Raw genomic sequence first — 18,063 nt, 5'->3', positions numbered from 1 at the left:
CGTACGTACGCGACCACCGGCCCCGGACCCGTACCGTCCGGCGCCGCCTAGCCGACCAGGTTGTCGGCCATCTCCTCGGTGAGGTTCGACTCCGTGCCCGGGATGCCCAGGTCCTGCGCCCGCTTGTCGGCCATGGCCAGCAGACGGCGGATCCGGCCGGCCACCGCGTCCTTGGTCAGCGGCGGGTCCGCGAGCGCGCCCAGCTCCTCCAGGGAGGCCTGCTTGTGCTCCATGCGCAGCCGGCCGGCCGCGGCGAGGTGCTCGGGCACCTCCTCGCCGAGGATCTCCAGGGCGCGCTGCACCCGCGCCCCGGCGGCCACGGCGGCCCGCGCCGAGCGGCGCAGGTTGGCGTCGTCGAAGTTGGCCAGCCGGTTGGCGGTGGCCCGCACCTCGCGGCGCATCCGCCGCTCCTCCCAGGCCAGCACCGACTCGTGCGCGCCGAGGCGGGTGAGCAGGGCGCCGATGGCGTCGCCGTCGCGGACGACCACCCGGTCGACCCCGCGGACCTCGCGGGCCTTGGCGGCGATGGACAGCCGGCGCGCCGCGCCGACCAGGGCAAGGGCGGCCTCCGGACCGGGGCAGGTCACCTCCAGCGAGGAGGAACGGCCGGGCTCGGTGAGCGAGCCGTGCGCGAGGAAGGCGCCGCGCCAGGCCGCCTCCGCGTCACAGGTGGCCCCGGAGACCACCTGCGGGGGCAGGCCCCGGATGGGCCGCCCGCGGCCGTCGACCAGGCCGGTCTGCCGGGCCAGCTGGTCGCCGCCGGCGACCACGCGGACCACGAAGCGGGAGCCGCGGCGCAGCCCGCCGGGCGCCATCACGATCAGCTCCGAGCTGTGCCCGAAGATCTCCAGGATGTCCTTCTTCAGCCGGCGCGCCGCGAAGCTGGTGTCCAGCTCCGCTTCGATCACGATGCGGCCGCTCACCAGGTGCAGCCCGCCCGCGAAGCGCAGGATCGCCGAGACCTCCGCCTTCCTGCAGCAGGTGCGGGTGACGGGGAGACGGGAGATCTCGTCCTTCACCGCAGGCGTCATCGCCATGGGCCGATCCTTCCATGCATCCGAAAAATACGGTCGTACGCGGCCGCCAGCAGCTCCGGGTCGTGCCTGGCAGAGCCACCCCCGGAGCCGTCGGCCTGGGAGCTGCCCCCAGACCGCGCCGCCACAGGTGCCAGCTCGACCGCGGCACCGAACCGCTTGGCGGCATCGGCGAGGGACTCGCGGTCGGGCACGGCAGCCTGGTCGGCCAGCACCACGTCCAGGGCGAGTTTAGGGGCGTGTCGGGCCAAAACCTCCAAATGACGCTGCGGTGAGAAGCCATCGGTTTCCCCGGGCTGCGGGGCGAGGTTCAGCGACAGCACCCGCCGGGCCTTGGTCTCGACCAGCGCGTCGAGCAGCTGCGGCACCAGCAGGTGCGGGATCACGGACGAGAACCAGGATCCCGGACCCAGCACCACCCAGTCCGCGTCGAGGACCGCCTCGACCGCCTCCGGCACCGCCGGCGGGTCGTGCGGCACCAGGTGCACGGACTGCACTTCGCCGGGGGTCAGGGCCACCGTGGCCTGCCCGCGCACCACGTCCACGTCGTTCGGCCGCTCCGGATCGTGCCCCTTGACCAGGGCCTGGAGCTCCAGCGGCACGGCCGACATCGGCAGCACCCGGCCCTGCGCCCCCAGCAGCCGCCCGACCAGGTCGAGGGCGCTGACGTGGTCGCCCAGCTGCTCCCAGAGCGCGACGATCAGCAGGTTGCCCACGGCGTGGCCGTGCATCTCGCCCTTGCTCGCGAAGCGGTGCTGGATGACCCGCGCCCAGGTCTGGCCCCAGTCGTCGTCCCCGCACAGCGCCGCGAGGGCCTTGCGCAGGTCGCCCGGCGGCAGCACGCCCAGCTCCTCGCGGAGCCGGCCGCTGGAGCCGCCGTCGTCGGCGACGGTCACGACGGCCGTCAGGTCGCCGGTGATCCGCCGCAGCGCGGCGAGCGAGGCGGACAGGCCCATGCCGCCGCCGAGCGCGACGACCTTGGGCTGGGCGCCGCGCCTGCGGCGCGCCCGGGCGGCGTCCTCGCCGAGCCCGGGCGTGAGCCGCCGCAGGCGGCGCAGCCGGAGGCTACGGCCGGTCACTCGCGCCCCATGTCCCGGTGTACGACGACGGTCTCGACTCCCTCGGAGGCGAGGCGGGCGGCGAGCTTCTCGGACATGGCGACGCTGCGGTGCTTGCCGCCCGTGCAGCCGACCGCGATGGTCACGTACCGCTTGCCCTCGCGGCGGTAGCCGGCGGCGATGAGCTGGAGCAGCTCGGCGTACCGGTCGAGGAACTCCTTGGCGCCGGGCTGGTTGAAGACGTAGCCCGACACCTCCTCGTTGAGGCCGGTGAAGGGGCGCAGCTCCGGGACCCAGTGCGGGTTCGGCAGGAAGCGGCAGTCCACGACGAGGTCGGCGTCGACGGGCAGGCCGTACTTGTAGCCGAAGGACATGACGGTGGCGCGCAGCTCCGGCTCCTCGTCCCCGGCGAACTGGGCGTCCATCTTGGCGCGCAGCTCGTGGACGTTGAGGCTGGAGGTGTCGATCACCAGGTCGGCGTCGCCGCGCAGCTCGCGCAGCAGGTCGCGCTCGGCGGCGATGCCGTCGACGATGCGGCCGTCGCCCTGGAGGGGGTGCGGCCGGCGGACCGACTCGAAGCGGCGGACCAGCGCGTCGTCCGAGGACTCCAGGAAGACGACGCGGTGGGTCACGCCGCGGCCGTCGAGGTCGGCCAGGGACTCGCGGAGGTTGTCGAAGAAGCGGCGGCCGCGGACGTCGACGACGACGGCGATCCGGGCGACGTTTCCCTGCGAGCGGGCGCCGAGCTCCACCATGGTGGGGATCAGCGCGGGCGGCAGGTTGTCGACCACGAACCAGCCGAGGTCCTCCAGGCACTTCGCGGCCGTACTGCGGCCGGCTCCGGACATGCCGGAGATGATCACCAGCTCGGGGATGGCCGCCTCGGCGGCTTCACCCGCCTCCACGCTCGTGCCCGTACTCACCTGTGCTCCGTCTCGGTCGTGTGCGTTCATTGCTCCGTCCCCCGTTCGGCCGAGGTCCCCGCGGGCGCGGGGGTCTCGTCCTCAATGATCTCTCCTGTCGCGGTGTTCACGGCAGGAGCCGCGGGGGCCGCCTGGGCGAGGGCCACGGCCACGGTCTCGGCCGTCTTGCGTCCTATGCCCGGGACCTCGCAGATCTGGTCGATTGTCGCCTGCCGCAGCTTCTTCACCGAACCGAAGTGCTTGATCAGCGCCAGCTTGCGGCTCTCCCCCAGGCCGGGTACGTCGTCCAGGGGGCCCGCCTTCAGGCGCTTGCCGCGCTTGTTGCGCTGGTACTGGATGGCGAAGCGGTGAGCCTCGTCACGCACCCGCTGGAGGAGGTAGAGGCCCTCGCTGGTGCGGGGCAGCACCACCGGGTCGTCCTCGCCGGGCAGCCAGACCTCCTCCAGCCGCTTGGCGAGGCCGCAGACGGCCACGTCGTCGACGCCGAGCTCCGTGAGCGCACGCTGGGCGGCCTCGACCTGCGGGCGGCCCCCGTCGACCACGACGAGCTGGGGCGGGTACGCGAACCGCTTCGGCCTGCCGTCGTCCTCGGGCCGGGGCTCGTCGCCGTCCTCCGGGCTCCACTCCCCCGTCTTCAGCTTCTCCTGGAGGTAGCGCCGGAACCGCCGGGAGACCACCTCGTGCATGGACCGCACGTCGTCCTGCCCGGTGCCGTGCCAGACCTGCGTGTCTCCGACACGGCCCTTCACCTGGAAGCGGCGGTACTCGCTCTTGCGGGCCAGCCCGTCCTCGAAGACGACCATGGAGGCGACGACGTCGTCGCCCTGGAGGTGCGAGATGTCGAAGCACTCGATGCGCAGCGGCGCGCTGTCCAGGTCCAGTGCCTCGGCGATCTCCTCCAGGGCGCGGGAGCGGGTGGTGAGGTCGCTGGCGCGCTTGGTCTTGTGCAGGGCGAGGGACTGCACCGCGTTCCGCCGGACCGTTTCCATCAGGTCCTTCTTGTCGCCGCGCTGCGGGACGCGCAGGCTGACCTGGGAGCCGCGGTGCTCGGCGAGCCACTGGGAGACGGCGGCGGAGTCCTCGGGCAGGGCGGGGACCAGGACTTCCTTGGGGACGCCCTCGCCGTGCTCCTCGCCGTACAGCTGCTGGAGGGCGTGCTCGACGAGGCCGGCGGTGTCGACGGCCTCGACCTTGTCGGTGACCCAGCCGCGCTGGCCGCGGACGCGGCCGCCGCGGACGTGGAAGATCTGGACGGCCGCCTCCAGCTCGTCCTCGCCGACGGCGATCAGGTCGGCGTCGGTGGCGTCGGCCAGGACGACGGCGTTCTTCTCCATCGCCCGGCGGAGCGCCCCTATGTCGTCGCGCAGCCGGGCGGCCTTCTCGTACTCCATCTCCTCGGCGGCCTCGTGCATGCGCTTTTCGAGGCGGGAGAGGTAGGTGCCGGTGCGGCCGGCCATGAAGTCGCAGAACTCCTCGGCCAGTTCGCGGTGGTCCTCGGGGGTGATGCGGCCGACGCAGGGGGCCGAGCACTTGCCGATGTAGCCGAGCAGGCAGGGCCGGCCGATCTGCGCGGAGCGCTTGAACACGCCGGCGGAGCAGGTCCTGACGGGGAACACCCGCAGCATCAGGTCGACGGTCTCGCGGATGGCCCAGGCGTGCGCGTAGGGGCCGAAGTAGCGCACGCCCTTCTTCTTGGGGCCGCGCATGACCTGGACGCGGGGGTACTCCTCGTTGAGCGTCACGGCGAGGGACGGATAGCTCTTGTCGTCGCGGTACTTGACGTTGAAGCGGGGGTCGTACTCCTTGATCCAGGAGTATTCCAGCTGGAGCGCCTCGACCTCGGTGGAGACCACGGTCCACTCGACGGAGGCGGCGGTGGTGACCATCGTGGCGGTGCGGGGGTGCAGGCCGGCCACGTCCTGGAAGTAGTTGGCGAGCCGCTGGCGCAGGCTCTTGGCCTTCCCGACGTAGATCACCCTGCGGTGCTCGTCACGGAACCGGTAGACACCGGGCGAGTCGGGAACCTGGCCCGGCGCGGGGCGGTAGCTGGAGGGGTCGGCCATGCCCTCCACCCTACTGGCGGGCACCGACATCCCGGCCCATCCGACGGACCCGGCAAGGGCGCCCGGAACACCGCCCGGGGGGCCACGGGTGCGCCGGTGCGGGGGCTCCGCGGGGGGGGCGGTGCGGGGGCTCCGCGGGGGGGCGGTGCGGTGCCGGGCCGCGGAGGCGCCGGGTGCCCGATCCGCGGCCGGGGCCTGCGGGTGCGCTGCCCGCGCGGGGATGCCGGTGCGCCAGCGCGGCGGTACCGGTGCGCTGCCGGCGCGGGGGTACCGGTGCGCTGCCGGCGCGGGGGTACCGGTGCGCTGCCGGCGCGGGGATGCCGGTGCGCTGCCGGCGCGGGGTGGGGGCGGAGCGCCGGGGGTGCGGGCGGAGCGCCGGGGGTGCGGGCGGAGGCTCCGGAGGCGCGGGGGGGGGAGGCTTCGGAGGCGCGGAGGGAAGCCCCGGGGGCGGGCGAAGCCCCCGGGGGCGGGCGGAGGTCCGCGGGGTGCGGGCGGAGGCTCCGCGGGGTGCGGGCGGAGCGCCCGGGGGCGGGTGGAGTGGCCCCCGGCGGGGTGTGGGGTTCGTCCCCGCCGGGGGGGCGGGGCGCGCCGGGGCGGCGCGCCCCGGGGCGTCAGGCGGAGCGGCGGCGGCGGAGCCAGAGCGCGGCGGCGGCGGTCACCGCGCCCGCCGCAGCCACCGGCAGGGCCACGGCCCCGCCGGCACCCGGAGCCGGCGCGGCCGCGTATCCACCGGCCTTGCCGGCCCGCGCGTACGCGGACCCCGGCAGCTTGTCGCCGTACGCCGCCCGCACCCGCGCCCCGTAGGCGGCGAGCGTGGTGCCCCGGGCGCCGACGGCCCGTACCGCGTCCTGGTCCAGCGGGAGCACCTTCGCCCCCTTGGCCACGTACCACGCGTCGATCTGCGGTTCGCGGAAGACGACCCCGCCCGGCAGGGCCCGGGCGCCCGCGGCGGCGTAGCGGAACTCGTCGTCGCCGGTGGCGATGTTCACCACCCGCCAGGACCCGCCCACCGGCGCGGTCCACAGCGAGGCGAGCTGCCCGTCGGCGGCGACGGCCTTGCTGGCCAGGAACTCGACCCGGGCGACGGGCGCGCCGGCCCGGCCCGCGACGAAGTCGGGCGACAGGTAGTGCACGGCGAGCGTCCCGCCCTCGACGCGCGGTCTGGCGGCCGCCGCCGAGACCTTGCCCTCGCGGGAGAAGAACCGGGACAGGGTGGAGAGGGTGGCCGGCGCGGCGGCCGCGGCCCGGGCGGCGGCCAGGCTCTCCGCGGAGGCCGGGACGGGAGCCGGCGCACCGGGCGGCTGGGGGGCTGCGGCCTGCGCCGGCGGGGCGAGGGCCAGCAGGGCCGCGGCGGCGGCACCGGTGAGGGCGGTGGCGGCGGTGGCACGGAAGGTCATGGTGCTCACGCCCCGATCCGGTAGAGCGAGTGGGTCCAGGAGAAGGAGTTGTTGTTCACGTACCAGGCGTGGGAGGCCCAGTTGTAGCGGTCGCTGGACGGCCACGGGTCGCCCCAGTAGACCCAGCTGTTCGCGTCGTCGTAGCCGTAGACCACGTGCATGTGGCCGCCGCCGCTCGACCACTGGATGCGGGTCTCGACCGGCCGGTTGTAGTTGATCTCGTTCTGCACGGTGGAGTAGCGCAGCCAGCCGTTCACGTACGAGCCGGAGCTGATGCCGGCCCAGTCCAGACCGGTCTGGACGTTGCCGAGCGTGGCCTGCCAGTTGGGGCAGTCGTACCCCTGCTGGCGGTTGAAGGCGGCGTTGCAGAACTGGTTCTGGGAGTAGTTCCGGCCGAACCACGTGGCGATCGTGTTGCCGGAGGCCGCCCAGCACCAGTTGGTCTTCTGCTGCGCCTGCATGGTGATGTTGAGCCGCTTGTAGGCGAGGGCGGCCGCCGGGGCGGCGGGTGCCGTCGGCGCGGGCCGGCTCGCCCGTACGTCGTCCTGCGGGCCGGTGGCCGCCGTGGCGGAGGCGGGGCCGGCGGGCAGGGCGACCAGCAGGGCGGTGACGAGGGCGGCCAGGGACAGCCGCCCGTTTCTGTTGCGCATCGCGTTCCTCCCGGAGTGGGGATCCCCCGGGGCCCGCCGTCCGACGGCAACCGGTCGGCGGGGCCCGGGGGGTGTGGGGATGGAGGAGCGCGTCCGGACGCTGTGGAGGAGCATCAGGTGTTGTCGCGATCAGGTCAACACGGTTCAATGCCAGGTGACATTGCAGTGTGAACGGTGACGCTGCGATGTGAACGCCCGGCCTCCGTCGACCAGGAACCCGGGCGCCACCGGTGGGACCTTCCGTCCCATCCGGCGTGAACATTCACAGAGGAGTCGCCAATGCGGCGCACCAGCGACCCCGGGGGCGATGCGGGGGCCGCGGCGGGTGAGCTCGCGCAACTGCTCCGCGCGGGCCCCTTCCACCTCGCCCTGCGCGCTGCGCTCTCCGCGCGCGGGCTCCCGCTGCACCGCGTCCAGCACCGGCTGGCGTCCCGGGGCATCAAGGTAGGCGTGACCAGCCTCAGTTACTGGCAGCAGGGTGCCCGGCGCCCGCAGCGGCCCGAGTCGCTCAAGGCGGTGCGGGCGCTGGAGACGATCCTGGAGCTGCCGTCGGGCGCGCTCACCCGGCTGCTGCTGCCCGCCGGGGCCCGTACGGAGCCCGGTCGGCCGACCGCCCGCCCGTACCCGGCGCTGCTGGCGGCGGGCGACGCGGTCGAGCGGCTGCTGGCGGAGCTGGAGTGGCCGTCGGACGGCGGCCTGCACACGGTGGGCCACCACGAGCGGGTGCGGATCGGGGCGGGGTACGAGCTGACCGGCCGCGACTCGCAGCACGTGGTGCGCGCGCACCGCGACGGGGTGGACCGGTACCTGGCGATCCACCACGGGGACCCGGGCTGCGACCCGGCGAGGGTGGAGGTGCGGGCCCACGAGAACTGCCGGACCGGGCGGGTGCGCTGGCACCGGGAGACCGGTGTGGTGGTCGCGGAGCTGTTGTTCGACGCGCGGCTGCGCTCCGGGGACACGTACCTCTTCGGGTACGGCTTCGAGGACGGCACCGGCGGCCGCAGCAGCGAGTACCTGCGGGGCTTCAGCTACGCGGGCGGCCAGTACGTGCTCCAGGTCCGCTTCGACGAGGCCGCGCTGCCGGTGCGCTGCCGGCGGTTCAGCCAGTCCGGCCCGGGCGCGCCGCGCGGGGAGGTCGCGGACCTGACCCCGAGCGGGCGGCACCGGGCCGTGCACCTGGTGGAGACCGGCGTACGGCGCGGGATCCTCGGCATCGGCTGGGACTGGGAGTAGCGGGCGGCCGGGCCCGGTGGTGTCAGCCCGCGATGAGCTTGCCGCCCTCGACCTTCACCGGGATCTCGGGCAGCGGGCTCGGGGCGGGGCCGGCGAGCACCTTGCCGGTGGCGACGTCGAAGCGGCTCATGTGGCAGGGGCAGTTGCCCTCGCCGTTCTCGATCTTGTCCAGGATGCAGCCGGCGTGGGTGCACTTGGCGCTGAAGGCCCGGTACTGCCCGGCCGAGGGCTGGCTGACCAGGAGCCGCTGCTCGCGGAACAGCTTCGCGCCGCCGACCGGCACGGCCTCCGCGGCACCCAGGTCCAGGGGCTCGCTGGGCTTCTCGGCGTCGACGGTGCTGCCGGGCTCGGTGGAGCAGGCGGCGAGCGAGATGCCGGCGCCGGCGGCACCCGCGAGCGCGGCGGCGCCCTTGAGCACGGTTCGGCGGGCGGCGGGCTGGGCCATGGTCTCTCCCGGGGTCCGGAGGGTGGTCGCGGTGGCCGCGAGGGCGCGGAAACCCCTCCGACGATACCGGCGCTGCCGGTGCGGGGGCGGTCTGGGATACGTTCGCCCCGTGATCGTCGTCGGTGGAGAAGCCCTGATCGACCTCGTGCCCGCGCCCGGGCCGGTGGAGGCCCTGCTGCCCCGCCCGGGCGGCGGGCCGTACAACACCGCCCTGGCGCTGGGGCGGCTCGGGGACCGGGTGGCGTTCTGTTCGCGGGTCTCGACGGACGCGTTCGGGGAGACGCTGCTGGCCGGGCTGCGTGCGGCGGGGGTGGACTGCTCGCTGGTGCAGCGCGGGCCCGAGCCGACGACGCTGGCGGTGGCCTCGGTCGGGCCGGACGGCTCGGCGGCGTACAGCTTCTACACCGAGGGCACGGCGGACCGTTTCTTCACCCTTCCCGAGCTGCCGTCCGGGGTACGCGGCCTGGCGCTGGGCACCTGTTCCCTGGTGCTGGAGCCCGGGGCCGGCGCGTACGAGGCGCTGCTGCGCCGGGAGGCCGGGCGGGGGGTGTTCACGCTGCTCGACCCCAACATCCGGCCGGGGCTGATCGCGGATCCCGAGGCGTACCGGGCGCGGTTCCTGGGCTGGTTGCCGTACGTCTCGCTGCTGAAGCTCTCGGAGGAGGACGCGGCCTGGCTGGGCGGGAGCGTGGACCGGTGGCTGGCGGCCGGGCCCCGGGCGGTGGTGCTGACCCGGGGTGCGGAGGGGATGACGGTGCGCACGCGGGAGGGTGCGGAGCACTCCGTGCCGGCGCGGCGGGTGGCGGTGGCGGACACGATCGGGGCCGGGGACACGGTGAACGCGGCGCTGCTGCACCGGCTGCTGGGGGCGCCGGATCCCGAACGGCCGGACTGGCCCGCCGTGCTGGACTTCGCGGCCCGGGCCGCCGCCCTGACCTGCACCCGCGCGGGGGCCGAGCCGCCGTATGCGGCGGAATTGTGACGGACCGCCAACAAGGCGGCGAAATTCCGGAGTTTACGATCACGGCACCGGTCGGCGACGCTTGGACCGGGCAATGGCACCCCAGAACGAAAAGGGACCACAGTGACGGAATTCCTGGAGTACGACGGCGGGCGGATCGCGTACGACGACAACGGGGCCGAGGGGCCGCTCGTCGTGTGCGTGCCGGGGCTGGGCAACACCCGCGCCGCGTACCGGTTCCTGGCTCCCGGTCTGGGCGAGTCGGGGTTCCGGGTGGTCACCTGCGATCTGCGCGGGTCGGGCGCGTCGAGTGCGGGTGAGCGGGAGTACGGGCAGGACGCCCTGGCGGGCGATCTGCGGGCCCTGGTGCGGCACCTGGACGCGGGGCCCGCGTTCGTGGTGGCGCATGCGAACGCGGCGGGTGCGGCGGTGGTCGCGGCCGCCGGTGAGCCGGGGCTGTTCGGCGGGCTGGTGCTGCTGGCGCCGTTCGTCCGCGCCGGGGCGGGCTCGGGGCTGCGGGCCGGGCGGTTCGTACGGTCGTGGACGCGGCAGTGGGCCGGGCTGTTCCCGAAGGACAAGCCGGAGGACTTCGCCGACGCGCGGCGGGAGCTGTCGGAGTCGCTGCGGCAGCCGGGGCACCTGGCCGCCCTGCGGGCCATGATCGCGGCGGGTGCGGGGCCGGCCGAGGCGGCGCTCGGTGCGCTGCGGGTGCCGGTGCAGGTCGTGGTGGGCGGGACGGACCCGCACTTCGGGCCGGACCCGCTGACCGAGGCGGAGTGGATCGGCGAGCGCACCGGCGGTGAGGTGGTCCTGATCGACGAGGCCGGGCACTACCCGATGCTGGACCGGCCGTCGCAGGTCGCGGCGGCCGCGGTGCCGTTCATGGCCCGGGTGGCCATGCGGCGCGCGGCGTAGCGGGCGCGGTCGCGCCGGACGCCCCTCGGGGGTCCGGCGCGGGATGCGACGCGGGATGCGACGCGGGCGGGGCCCGGTCCACACGAGTGGTGGACCGGGCCCCGCCCGCGTGCTCGGGGTGGGTGCCGGGGTGCGGCACCCGCCCGCTCAGCTCTTCTTGGCCCGGGAGGCCGCCGTGGTCTTCTTCGCGGCGGTCTTGCGCGGTGCCGCCGTCTTGCGCGGTGCCGCCTTCTTCGCGGAGCGCGCCGCCGGCACCGTCGCGTCCGAGACCCGGTCGGCCCCGAGGATGTCCCGGAGGAACTTGCCGGTGTGGCTGGCGCCGACGGAGGCGACCTGCTCGGGCGTGCCCTCGGCGACGACCATGCCGCCGCCGTAACCGCCCTCGGGTCCCATGTCGATGACCCAGTCGGCGGTCTTGATGACGTCCAGGTTGTGCTCGATGACGATCACCGAGTTGCCCTTGTCGACCAGGCCGGAGAGCACCTTGATGAGCTTCGAGATGTCCTCGAAGTGCAGGCCGGTGGTGGGCTCGTCCAGGACGTAGACCGTGCGCCCGGTCGAGCGCTTCTGCAGCTCGGAGGCGAGCTTCACGCGCTGGGCCTCGCCGCCGGAGAGGGTCGGCGCGGACTGGCCGAGGCGGACGTAGCCGAGGCCGACCTCGTTGAGCGTGCGCAGGTGCCGGGCGATGGTCGGGACGGCCTCGAAGAAGTCGAGGGCCTCCTCGATCGGCATGTCCAGGACCTCGGCGATGGACTTGCCCTTGTAGTGGACCTCCAGGGTCTCGCGGTTGTACCGGGCGCCGTGGCAGACCTCGCACGGGACGTACACGTCCGGCAGGAAGTTCATCTCGATCTTGATGGTGCCGTCGCCGGAGCAGTTCTCGCAGCGGCCGCCCTTGACGTTGAAGGAGAAGCGGCCGGGGAGGTAGCCGCGGACCTTCGCCTCCATCGTCTCGGCGAAGAGCTTGCGGACGTGGTCGAAGACGCCCGTGTAGGTGGCCGGGTTGGACCGCGGGGTGCGGCCGATCGGCGACTGGTCGACGTGGACGACCTTGTCGACCAGGTCGTCGCCGGCGACCCGGGTGTGGCGGCCGGGCACCGTGCGCGCGCCGTTCAGCTCGCGGGCCAGGTGCGTGTACAGGATGTCGTTGACCAGCGTGGACTTGCCCGATCCCGAGACGCCGGTGACGGCCGTGAACACCCCGAGCGGGAAGGACACGTCGATGTCCCGGAGGTTGTTCTCCTTGGCGCCGTGCACGGTGAGCTTCCGCTCGCCGTTCACCGGGCGGCGGACGTCGGGGACGGCGATCGACTTCTTGCCGGAGAGGTACTGGCCGGTCATCGAGTCGCCGTTCTTCAGCAGCTCCTTGAGGGAGCCGCTGTGCACGACCTTGCCGCCGTGCTCGCCGGCGCCGGGGCCGATGTCGACCACCCAGTCGGCCACCTTGATGGTGTCCTCGTCGTGCTCGACGACGATCAGGGTGTTGCCCATGTCGCGGAGCCGGACCAGGGTCTCGATGAGGCGGTGGTTGTCCCGCTGGTGCAGGCCGATGGACGGCTCGTCGAGGACGTAGAGCACGCCGACGAGGCCGGAGCCGATCTGGGTGGCCAGCCGGATGCGCTGGGCCTCGCCGCCGGAGAGGGTGCCCGCGGCGCGGTTGAGGGAGAGGTAGTCGAGGCCGACGTCCACCAGGAAGCGGAGGCGTTCGTTGACCTCCTTCAGGACGCGCTCGGCGATCTTCTTGTCGCGGGCGTCGAGGCGGAGCCGGCCGAGGAAGTCGGCGCACTCGCTGATCGACATCGCCGAGACCTCGGCGATCGACTTCTCCATGACCGTGACGGCGAGCACGATCGGCTTCAGGCGCGTGCCCTCGCAGGTCGGGCACGGCACCTCGCGCATGTACCCCTCGAAGCGCTCGCGGCTGGAGTCGCTCTCCGCCTCCGAGTGCCGCCGCTTGACGAAGGGCACGGCACCCTCGAAGGCCGTGGTGTACGCGCGCTCGCGGCCGTAGCGGTTGCGGTACCGCACCTGGATCTGGGTCTTGTGTCCGTACAGCAGCGCCTTCTTGGCCCGCTGCGGGAGGCCCGCCCAGGGGATGTCGGTCCGGAAGCCGAGCTCGTCGGCGAGGGCGCCGACCAGCCGCGCGAAGTAGTCCTTGGTGTGGCCGAGCGACCAGGGCGAGACCGCGCCCTCGTCGAGGGACTTGTCCTCGTCCGGGATGATCAGCTCCGGGTCGACCTCCATGCGCGTGCCGATGCCGGTGCACTCCGGGCAGGCGCCGAAGGGCGAGTTGAAGGAGAAGGAGCGCGGCTCCAGCTCCTCGAAGGAGAGGTCGTCGTACGGGCAGTAGAGGTGCTCGGAGTACATCCGCTCACGCTCGGGGTCGTCCTCGGCGAGGTCGACGAAGTCGAGGATGACCATGCCGCCGGAGAGGCCGAGCGCGGTCTCGACGGAGTCGGTCAGGCGGCGCTTGGCGCTGTCCTTGACGGTGAGGCGGTCGACGACCACCTCGATGGTGTGCTTCTCCTGCTTCTTCAGCGTCGGCGGCTCGGAGAGCTGGATCGTCGTGCCGTCGACCCGGGCGCGGCTGTAGCCCTTGGTCTGGAGGTCGGCGAAGAGGTCGACGAACTCGCCCTTGCGCTCGCGCACCAGCGGCGAGAGGACCTGGAAGCGGCTGCCCTCGGGCAGCGCGAGGACCTTGTCGACGATGGCCTGCGGCGACTGCCGGGAGATCGGCCGGGAGCACTCCGGGCAGTGGGGCTTGCCGATGCGGGCGAACAGCAGCCGGAGGTAGTCGTACACCTCCGTGATCGTGCCGACCGTGGAGCGGGGGTTGCGCGAGGTGGACTTCTGGTCGATCGAGACGGCCGGGGAGAGGCCCTCGATGAAGTCGACGTCGGGCTTGTCCATCTGGCCGAGGAACTGGCGGGCGTACGAGGAGAGCGACTCGACGTACCGGCGCTGCCCCTCGGCGAAGATCGTGTCGAACGCGAGGGAGGACTTGCCCGACCCGGAGAGTCCTGTGAAGACGATGAGCGAGTCGCGGGGCAGGTCGAGCGAGACGTTCTTCAGGTTGTGCTCGCGAGCGCCACGAACGATGAGACGGTCGGTCACGCCGGTCCGCACCTTTCTAGAGAGAGCGGGGGAACGGGCCCCCGTCCCAGGGTATGGGGGGTGCCACGAAGCTGTATCGAGGTTCGACTTCCGAGCGTATAGCACGCGCATTCGATTTATGGCGCGCGAAGGCTTCCTTCACCCGAAGGGGTGGCGGCGCTATCGTCGGCGCCATGATTGATCATGTGCACGACCTGCACTCCGTACGTGAGGCGACCGACCGACTGCTGAGCGCGGTCGCCAAACTGGACAACGCGTCCCTCGCCGAGCCGTCACGTCTGCCCGGCTGGACCCGGGGCCACATCCTGGCCCATCTCGCACGTAACGCGGACGCCCTCGTGAACGTGTTCGAGGACCGCCCCATGTACACGAGCGCCGAGGCCCGGGACGCGGACATCGAGCGCGACGCGGGACGCACTCTGGAAGAACAGCTGACGGACGTCCGTGATTCCGCGGACCGCTGGCAGGCCGTGACGGAGGTCCCCGCTGACTGGTCACGGACGGTCGAGCTGCGCAACGGCGTCACGGACAGCGCGGCGCGCGTCCCCTTCCGCCGCCTGGTCGAGGTCGAGCTGCACCACGTGGACCTGGGCATCGGCTACGAGCTCGCGGACCTGCCCGCCGAGTTCACCGCCCGGGAGATCGAGTTCCTGGCCGAGCGCTGGTCGGACCGCCCCGAGGTCCCGCCCGTGGCCCTGGTCGCGACGGACGGCGGCAGCTGGCACACCGGCTCCGCGGAGGGCACCCCAGTCACCGTGCGCGGCACCTCCGCCGACATCCTGGGCTGGCTGGCGGGCCGCGGCGACAAGGGCGCGGCGCTCACCGTCGACGGCGGCACGCTCCCCGCCCTGCCCCCGCTATAGGCTGCCGACATGACGTACAGCGGAGCGGTGAAGGTCGGCGGTCCGGCCGACGTGCACGAACTCACGGACCTGATGATCTCCAAGGTCGCCGTGGGCCCGATGAACAACAACGCCTACCTGCTGCGGTGCCGGGCCACCGACGAGCAGCTGCTGATCGACGCCGCGGCGGAGCCGGAGACCCTGCTGCACCTGATCGGCGACGACGGCATCGCGTCCGTGGTCACCACCCACCAGCACGGCGACCACTGGGGCGCGCTGGCCGAGGTGGTCGCGGCCACCGGTGCGCGCACGTACGCCGGCCGGTACGACGCCGAGGGCATCCCGGTGGCGACCGAGGTGCTCGTCGAGGACGGTGACACGATCACCGTCGGCCGGGTCTCGCTGACCGCGCGCCACCTGGTGGGTCACACCCCGGGCTCGATCGCCCTCGTCTACGACGACCCGCACGGCCACCCCCACGTCTTCACCGGCGACTGCCTCTTCCCCGGCGGCGTCGGCAACACCCGGGGCGACGCGGAGGCCTTCGCGTCCCTGATCGACGACGTCGAGCAGAAGCTTTTCGGCCCTCTCCCGGACGAGACCTGGGTCTACCCGGGCCACGGCAACGACACCACCCTCGGCGCCGAGCGCCCGCACCTGGCGGAGTGGCGCGAGCGCGGCTGGTAGGCCGCGCGCCCGCGTACGGAAGGCCCTCCCGCACCCCGCGGGAGGGCTTTCCGCGTACCCGGTACGGGTCCCCCCGCCCCGGTCGCGGACGCCGCGCCGCAGGTCAACCGGGCCAGGTGGATGCACTCCTTCCGGTCAAGCTGTGCGGCACCCCCTCGCGTACCGGGCGCGGAACCGGTAGGTGGAGGCCCATGCGCGCCGATCACTCGCCCCCCATGGTCCGCCTCGCCCTGGCCTCCCTCGCGGGGACGGCCATCGAGTTCTACGACTTCTTCGTCTACGGCACCGCCGCCGCCCTGGTCCTCGGCCCCCTCTTCTTCCCCACCTTCTCGCCCCTGGCCGGCACCCTGGCCGCCTTCGCGACCTTCGGTGTCGGCTTCGTGGCCCGCCCGCTGGGCTCGGCGGTCTTCGGGCACGTCGGCGACCGGTACGGCCGCCGTCCGGTGCTCTTCACGTCCCTGCTGCTGACCGGCGCCGCGACCGTGGCGATCGGCTTCCTGCCGACGTACGCCACCATCGGCGTCGGAGCGCCGGTGCTGCTCCTCGTGCTGCGCTTCCTCCAGGGCTTCGGCCTGGGCGGCGAGTGGGGCGGCGCCGTGCTGCTCACCGCCGAGCACGCGCCCGAGCGGCGGCGCGGGCTCTGGACGAGCTTCCCGCAGATCGGCCCGGCCGTCGGCTTCCTGATGGCCAACGGCGTGATGCTGGGCCTGTCCGCGGTGCTCACCGACGCGCAGTTCCGCTCCTGGGGCTGGCGGGTGCCCTTCTGGGTGGCCGGGGTGCTGGCGGTCGGCGGGCTGCTGCTGCGGGCCGCGCTGGAGGAGACCCCGGAGTTCCGGGCGCTGGCCGCGAGCGGCACGCGGGCGGCCGCGCCGCTGGCCGAGGTGTTCCGCGGGCACTGGCGGCTGGTGCTGCTGACCGGGGGCGCGCTGTCCGTGGGGTACGCGGTGTTCTACACGGTGAGCACGTGGTCGCTGGCCTACGGGACGGAGCGGCTGGGCGTCAGCCGGACCACGATGCTGACCTGCATCATGACGGCGGTCGCCCTGAAGGGGGCCACCACGCCGTTCATCGCGATGCTGAGCGACCGGTACGGCCGGCGCCCGCTGTGCCTGATCGGGTGCGCGGCGGCGACGGTGTGGATGTTCCCGCTGATCGCGCTGCTGCGGACCGGGCGGCCGCTGCTGATGACCCTGGGCTTCCTGGGCGGGCTGATGGCGATGGTCACGATGTTCGCGGTGGTGGCGGCCTACCTGCCGGAGCTGTACGAGCCCCGGGTGCGCTGCACGGGCGCCGCGGTGGGCTACAACCTGGGCGGGGTGCTGGGCGGGGCGGTGACGCCGCTGGTGGCCACGGCGCTGGCGGACGTGGACGGCCCGCCCTGGGGGGTGGCCGCGTACCTGACCGGGGTGTGCCTGGTGAGCCTGGTCTGCTTCGCGCTGCTGCCGGAGACCCGGCCTGCCTCGGTACGCGCCGCGGGGGCGGCCGAAGCGACCGCCCCCGCATAGGGCTCGTGGAGCAGGCCTCCGTACGCGGGTCCCGCGGGATCCGCGCCGGGGGTCAGGCCTCGACGCTCTCCTTCTCCGCCGCGGCGGCCTCGGCCGCCGCCTGCTTCCTGGAGGCCATCAGGCTGGTGATGGTGGTGACCACCAGGACGCCGCAGATGACCGTGAGCGAGAACGGGATGGAGATCTCGGGGACGTGGACGCCGGACTCGTGCAGCGCGTGCAGCACGAGCTTGACGCCGATGAAGCCGAGGATGATCGACAGGCCGTAGCTGAGGTGGACCAGCTTCTTGAGCAGGCCGCCGATCAGGAAGTACAGCTGGCGCAGACCCATCAGCGCGAACGCGTTGGCGGTGAACACGATGTACGGGTCCTGCGTGAGGCCGAAGATCGCCGGGATGGAGTCCAGGGCGAACAGCACGTCGGTGGTGCCGATCGCCAGCATGACGATCATCAGCGGGGTCAGCACCCGCTTGCCGTTCTCCCGGATGAAGAGCTTGGTGCCGTGGTAGCGGTCCGCGACGCCGAACTTCTTCTCGATGGACTTCAGGAGGCGGTTCTCCTCGAACTCCTCCTCGTCCTCGTCCTTGCGGGCCTCCTGGATGAGCTTCCAGGCGGTGTAGATCAGGAACGCGCCGAAGATGTAGAAGACCCAGGAGAAGCTGCTGATGATCGCGGCGCCGGCGGCGATGAAGATCGCGCGCAGGACCAGGGCGATCAGCACGCCCACGAGCAGCACCCGCTGCTGGAGGTGGGACGGGACCGCGAACTTCGCCATGATCAGGACGAAGACGAAGAGGTTGTCGACGCTCAGCGACTTCTCGGTGATGAAGCCCGCGAAGAACTCGCCGGACGCCTGGCTGTTGCCGAAGAACAGCAGGCCCAGGCCGAACAGCACGGCCAGGACGATCCAGACGACCGTCCAGATTCCGGCTTCCTTGACCGACACGTCATGCGGCTTGCGGCCGATGAAGAAGTCGGCACCGATGAGGATGCCAAGACCGAGGATGGTCAGCACCCAGACAGACAGAGAAACGTCCACTTACGCCTCCGGCAGATGGCTCGAGCACATGGTCAGCGTCATCGCTGCCGGAGGTCTCTTCCACCAGGGCGCACCGCGCTCGGGCCGGCGCCCCGGGACCGGTCACGGTCCGTATTGACGGGTACGCCGCAGCGGGAATACTCCCCTCCGCGCTCTCAGGGTACCGGCCGGACCGCCTTTTGGTAAAGACAATC

At 73.1% G+C, this 18,063-nt stretch carries 15 protein-coding genes; 6 read left to right on the top strand and 9 right to left on the bottom strand.

Features of this window, described 5'->3' with window-relative positions:
• Window positions 1-47: 47 nt before the first annotated feature.
• From whiA to ACIQUR_RS09815, 6 genes are all read right to left on the bottom strand, one after another.
• A complete protein-coding gene (whiA, locus tag ACIQUR_RS09840) occupies window positions 48-1,037 on the bottom strand; it encodes a DNA-binding protein WhiA (protein WP_399940174.1) in 990 nt (329 codons plus the stop codon).
• Complete coding sequence (yvcK, locus tag ACIQUR_RS09835) at window positions 1,028-2,113, bottom strand: uridine diphosphate-N-acetylglucosamine-binding protein YvcK (protein ID WP_403661067.1); 1,086 nt, start codon at window positions 2,111-2,113, stop codon at window positions 1,028-1,030. Before yvcK ends, whiA begins: the two co-directional genes overlap by 10 nt.
• Window positions 2,110-3,045 carry an RNase adapter RapZ gene (rapZ, locus tag ACIQUR_RS09830; RefSeq protein ID WP_403661064.1) on the bottom strand — a complete coding sequence of 312 codons (936 nt, stop codon included), beginning with the start codon at window positions 3,043-3,045 and terminating at the stop codon, window positions 2,110-2,112. The genes yvcK and rapZ overlap by 4 nt, the downstream gene beginning before the upstream one ends.
• Window positions 3,042-5,078, bottom strand: coding sequence for an excinuclease ABC subunit UvrC (uvrC, locus tag ACIQUR_RS09825; protein ID WP_403661061.1), 2,037 nt, complete (start codon window positions 5,076-5,078; stop codon window positions 3,042-3,044). The genes rapZ and uvrC overlap by 4 nt, the downstream gene beginning before the upstream one ends.
• A 611-nt stretch (window positions 5,079-5,689) precedes the next feature.
• Window positions 5,690-6,475, bottom strand: a complete 786-nt coding sequence (locus ACIQUR_RS09820; protein ID WP_403661457.1) for a hypothetical protein — start codon at window positions 6,473-6,475, stop codon at window positions 5,690-5,692.
• A gap of 5 nt (window positions 6,476-6,480) precedes the next feature.
• Window positions 6,481-7,125 (bottom strand): papain-like cysteine protease family protein, encoded by a 645-nt coding sequence (locus tag ACIQUR_RS09815; protein WP_403661058.1) that lies wholly within the window; start codon window positions 7,123-7,125, stop codon window positions 6,481-6,483.
• 279 nt (window positions 7,126-7,404) lie between these two features.
• Between ACIQUR_RS09815 and ACIQUR_RS09810 the strand changes: the two genes are divergently transcribed.
• Window positions 7,405-8,361, top strand: a complete 957-nt coding sequence (locus tag ACIQUR_RS09810) for a hypothetical protein (RefSeq protein WP_403661055.1) — start codon at window positions 7,405-7,407, stop codon at window positions 8,359-8,361.
• A gap of 22 nt (window positions 8,362-8,383) precedes the next feature.
• On the opposite strand, the gene ACIQUR_RS09805 is transcribed toward ACIQUR_RS09810, so the two are convergent.
• On the bottom strand, window positions 8,384-8,806 hold the full coding sequence (locus ACIQUR_RS09805) for a Rieske (2Fe-2S) protein (RefSeq protein WP_403661052.1): 423 nt from the start codon (window positions 8,804-8,806) through the stop codon (window positions 8,384-8,386).
• Window positions 8,807-8,915: 109 nt separating this feature from the next.
• On the opposite strand from ACIQUR_RS09805, the gene ACIQUR_RS09800 reads away from it, so the two are divergent.
• Together ACIQUR_RS09800 and ACIQUR_RS09795 are read left to right on the top strand one after the other, a co-directional pair.
• A complete protein-coding gene (locus tag ACIQUR_RS09800) occupies window positions 8,916-9,788 on the top strand; it encodes a carbohydrate kinase (protein ID WP_403661049.1) in 873 nt (290 codons plus the stop codon).
• A gap of 102 nt (window positions 9,789-9,890) precedes the next feature.
• The gene (locus ACIQUR_RS09795; RefSeq protein WP_403661046.1) at window positions 9,891-10,682 is read left to right on the top strand and encodes an alpha/beta fold hydrolase; all 792 of its coding nucleotides are present in this window, start codon (window positions 9,891-9,893) and stop codon (window positions 10,680-10,682) included.
• Window positions 10,683-10,829: 147 nt separating this feature from the next.
• Here ACIQUR_RS09795 and uvrA read toward each other — a convergent pair whose 3' ends face one another.
• Window positions 10,830-13,796 (bottom strand): excinuclease ABC subunit UvrA, encoded by a 2,967-nt coding sequence (uvrA, locus tag ACIQUR_RS09790; protein WP_403661043.1) that lies wholly within the window; start codon window positions 13,794-13,796, stop codon window positions 10,830-10,832.
• Window positions 13,797-13,969: 173 nt separating this feature from the next.
• On the opposite strand from uvrA, the gene ACIQUR_RS09785 reads away from it, so the two are divergent.
• The 3 genes from ACIQUR_RS09785 (at window position 13,970) to ACIQUR_RS09775 (ending at window position 16,830) form a co-directional block, all read left to right on the top strand.
• Complete coding sequence (locus tag ACIQUR_RS09785; protein WP_403661040.1) at window positions 13,970-14,659, top strand: maleylpyruvate isomerase family mycothiol-dependent enzyme; 690 nt, start codon at window positions 13,970-13,972, stop codon at window positions 14,657-14,659.
• Window positions 14,660-14,668: 9 nt separating this feature from the next.
• Window positions 14,669-15,325 (top strand): MBL fold metallo-hydrolase, encoded by a 657-nt coding sequence (locus ACIQUR_RS09780; protein WP_403661037.1) that lies wholly within the window; start codon window positions 14,669-14,671, stop codon window positions 15,323-15,325.
• A 215-nt stretch (window positions 15,326-15,540) separates the two neighbouring features.
• Window positions 15,541-16,830, top strand: a complete 1,290-nt coding sequence (locus ACIQUR_RS09775) for an MFS transporter (RefSeq protein WP_403661454.1) — start codon at window positions 15,541-15,543, stop codon at window positions 16,828-16,830.
• A gap of 52 nt (window positions 16,831-16,882) precedes the next feature.
• Here the strand turns inward: ACIQUR_RS09775 and ACIQUR_RS09770 are convergent, their stop codons facing one another.
• On the bottom strand, window positions 16,883-17,869 hold the full coding sequence (locus ACIQUR_RS09770; RefSeq protein ID WP_403661034.1) for a TerC/Alx family metal homeostasis membrane protein: 987 nt from the start codon (window positions 17,867-17,869) through the stop codon (window positions 16,883-16,885).
• Window positions 17,870-18,063: the final 194 nt, after the last annotated feature.

The organism is Streptomyces sp. NPDC101132 (assembly GCF_044759225.1).
In the GTDB taxonomy this organism is placed as follows: Bacteria; Actinomycetota; Actinomycetes; order Streptomycetales; family Streptomycetaceae; genus Streptomyces.
Note: the sequence above shows the minus strand (reverse complement) of the source record. Positions and strands in the feature narration are given on the sequence as shown.

Bases quoted from the DNA above. Each gene is read 5' to 3' on its own strand.
- whiA (WP_399940174.1), bottom strand. From the start codon at position 1,037: ATGGCGATGACGCCTGCGGTGAAGGACGAGATCTCCCGTCTCCCCGTC.
- rapZ (WP_403661064.1), bottom strand. From the start codon at position 3,045: ATGAACGCACACGACCGAGACGGAGCACAGGTGAGTACGGGCACGAGC.
- uvrC (WP_403661061.1), bottom strand. From the start codon at position 5,078: ATGGCCGACCCCTCCAGCTACCGCCCCGCGCCGGGCCAGGTTCCCGAC.
- ACIQUR_RS09820 (WP_403661457.1), bottom strand. From the start codon at position 6,475: ATGACCTTCCGTGCCACCGCCGCCACCGCCCTCACCGGTGCCGCCGCC.
- ACIQUR_RS09815 (WP_403661058.1), bottom strand. From the start codon at position 7,125: ATGCGCAACAGAAACGGGCGGCTGTCCCTGGCCGCCCTCGTCACCGCC.
- ACIQUR_RS09810 (WP_403661055.1), top strand. From the start codon at position 7,405: ATGCGGCGCACCAGCGACCCCGGGGGCGATGCGGGGGCCGCGGCGGGT.
- ACIQUR_RS09805 (WP_403661052.1), bottom strand. From the start codon at position 8,806: ATGGCCCAGCCCGCCGCCCGCCGAACCGTGCTCAAGGGCGCCGCCGCG.
- ACIQUR_RS09785 (WP_403661040.1), top strand. From the start codon at position 13,970: ATGATTGATCATGTGCACGACCTGCACTCCGTACGTGAGGCGACCGAC.
- ACIQUR_RS09780 (WP_403661037.1), top strand. From the start codon at position 14,669: ATGACGTACAGCGGAGCGGTGAAGGTCGGCGGTCCGGCCGACGTGCAC.
- ACIQUR_RS09775 (WP_403661454.1), top strand. From the start codon at position 15,541: ATGGTCCGCCTCGCCCTGGCCTCCCTCGCGGGGACGGCCATCGAGTTC.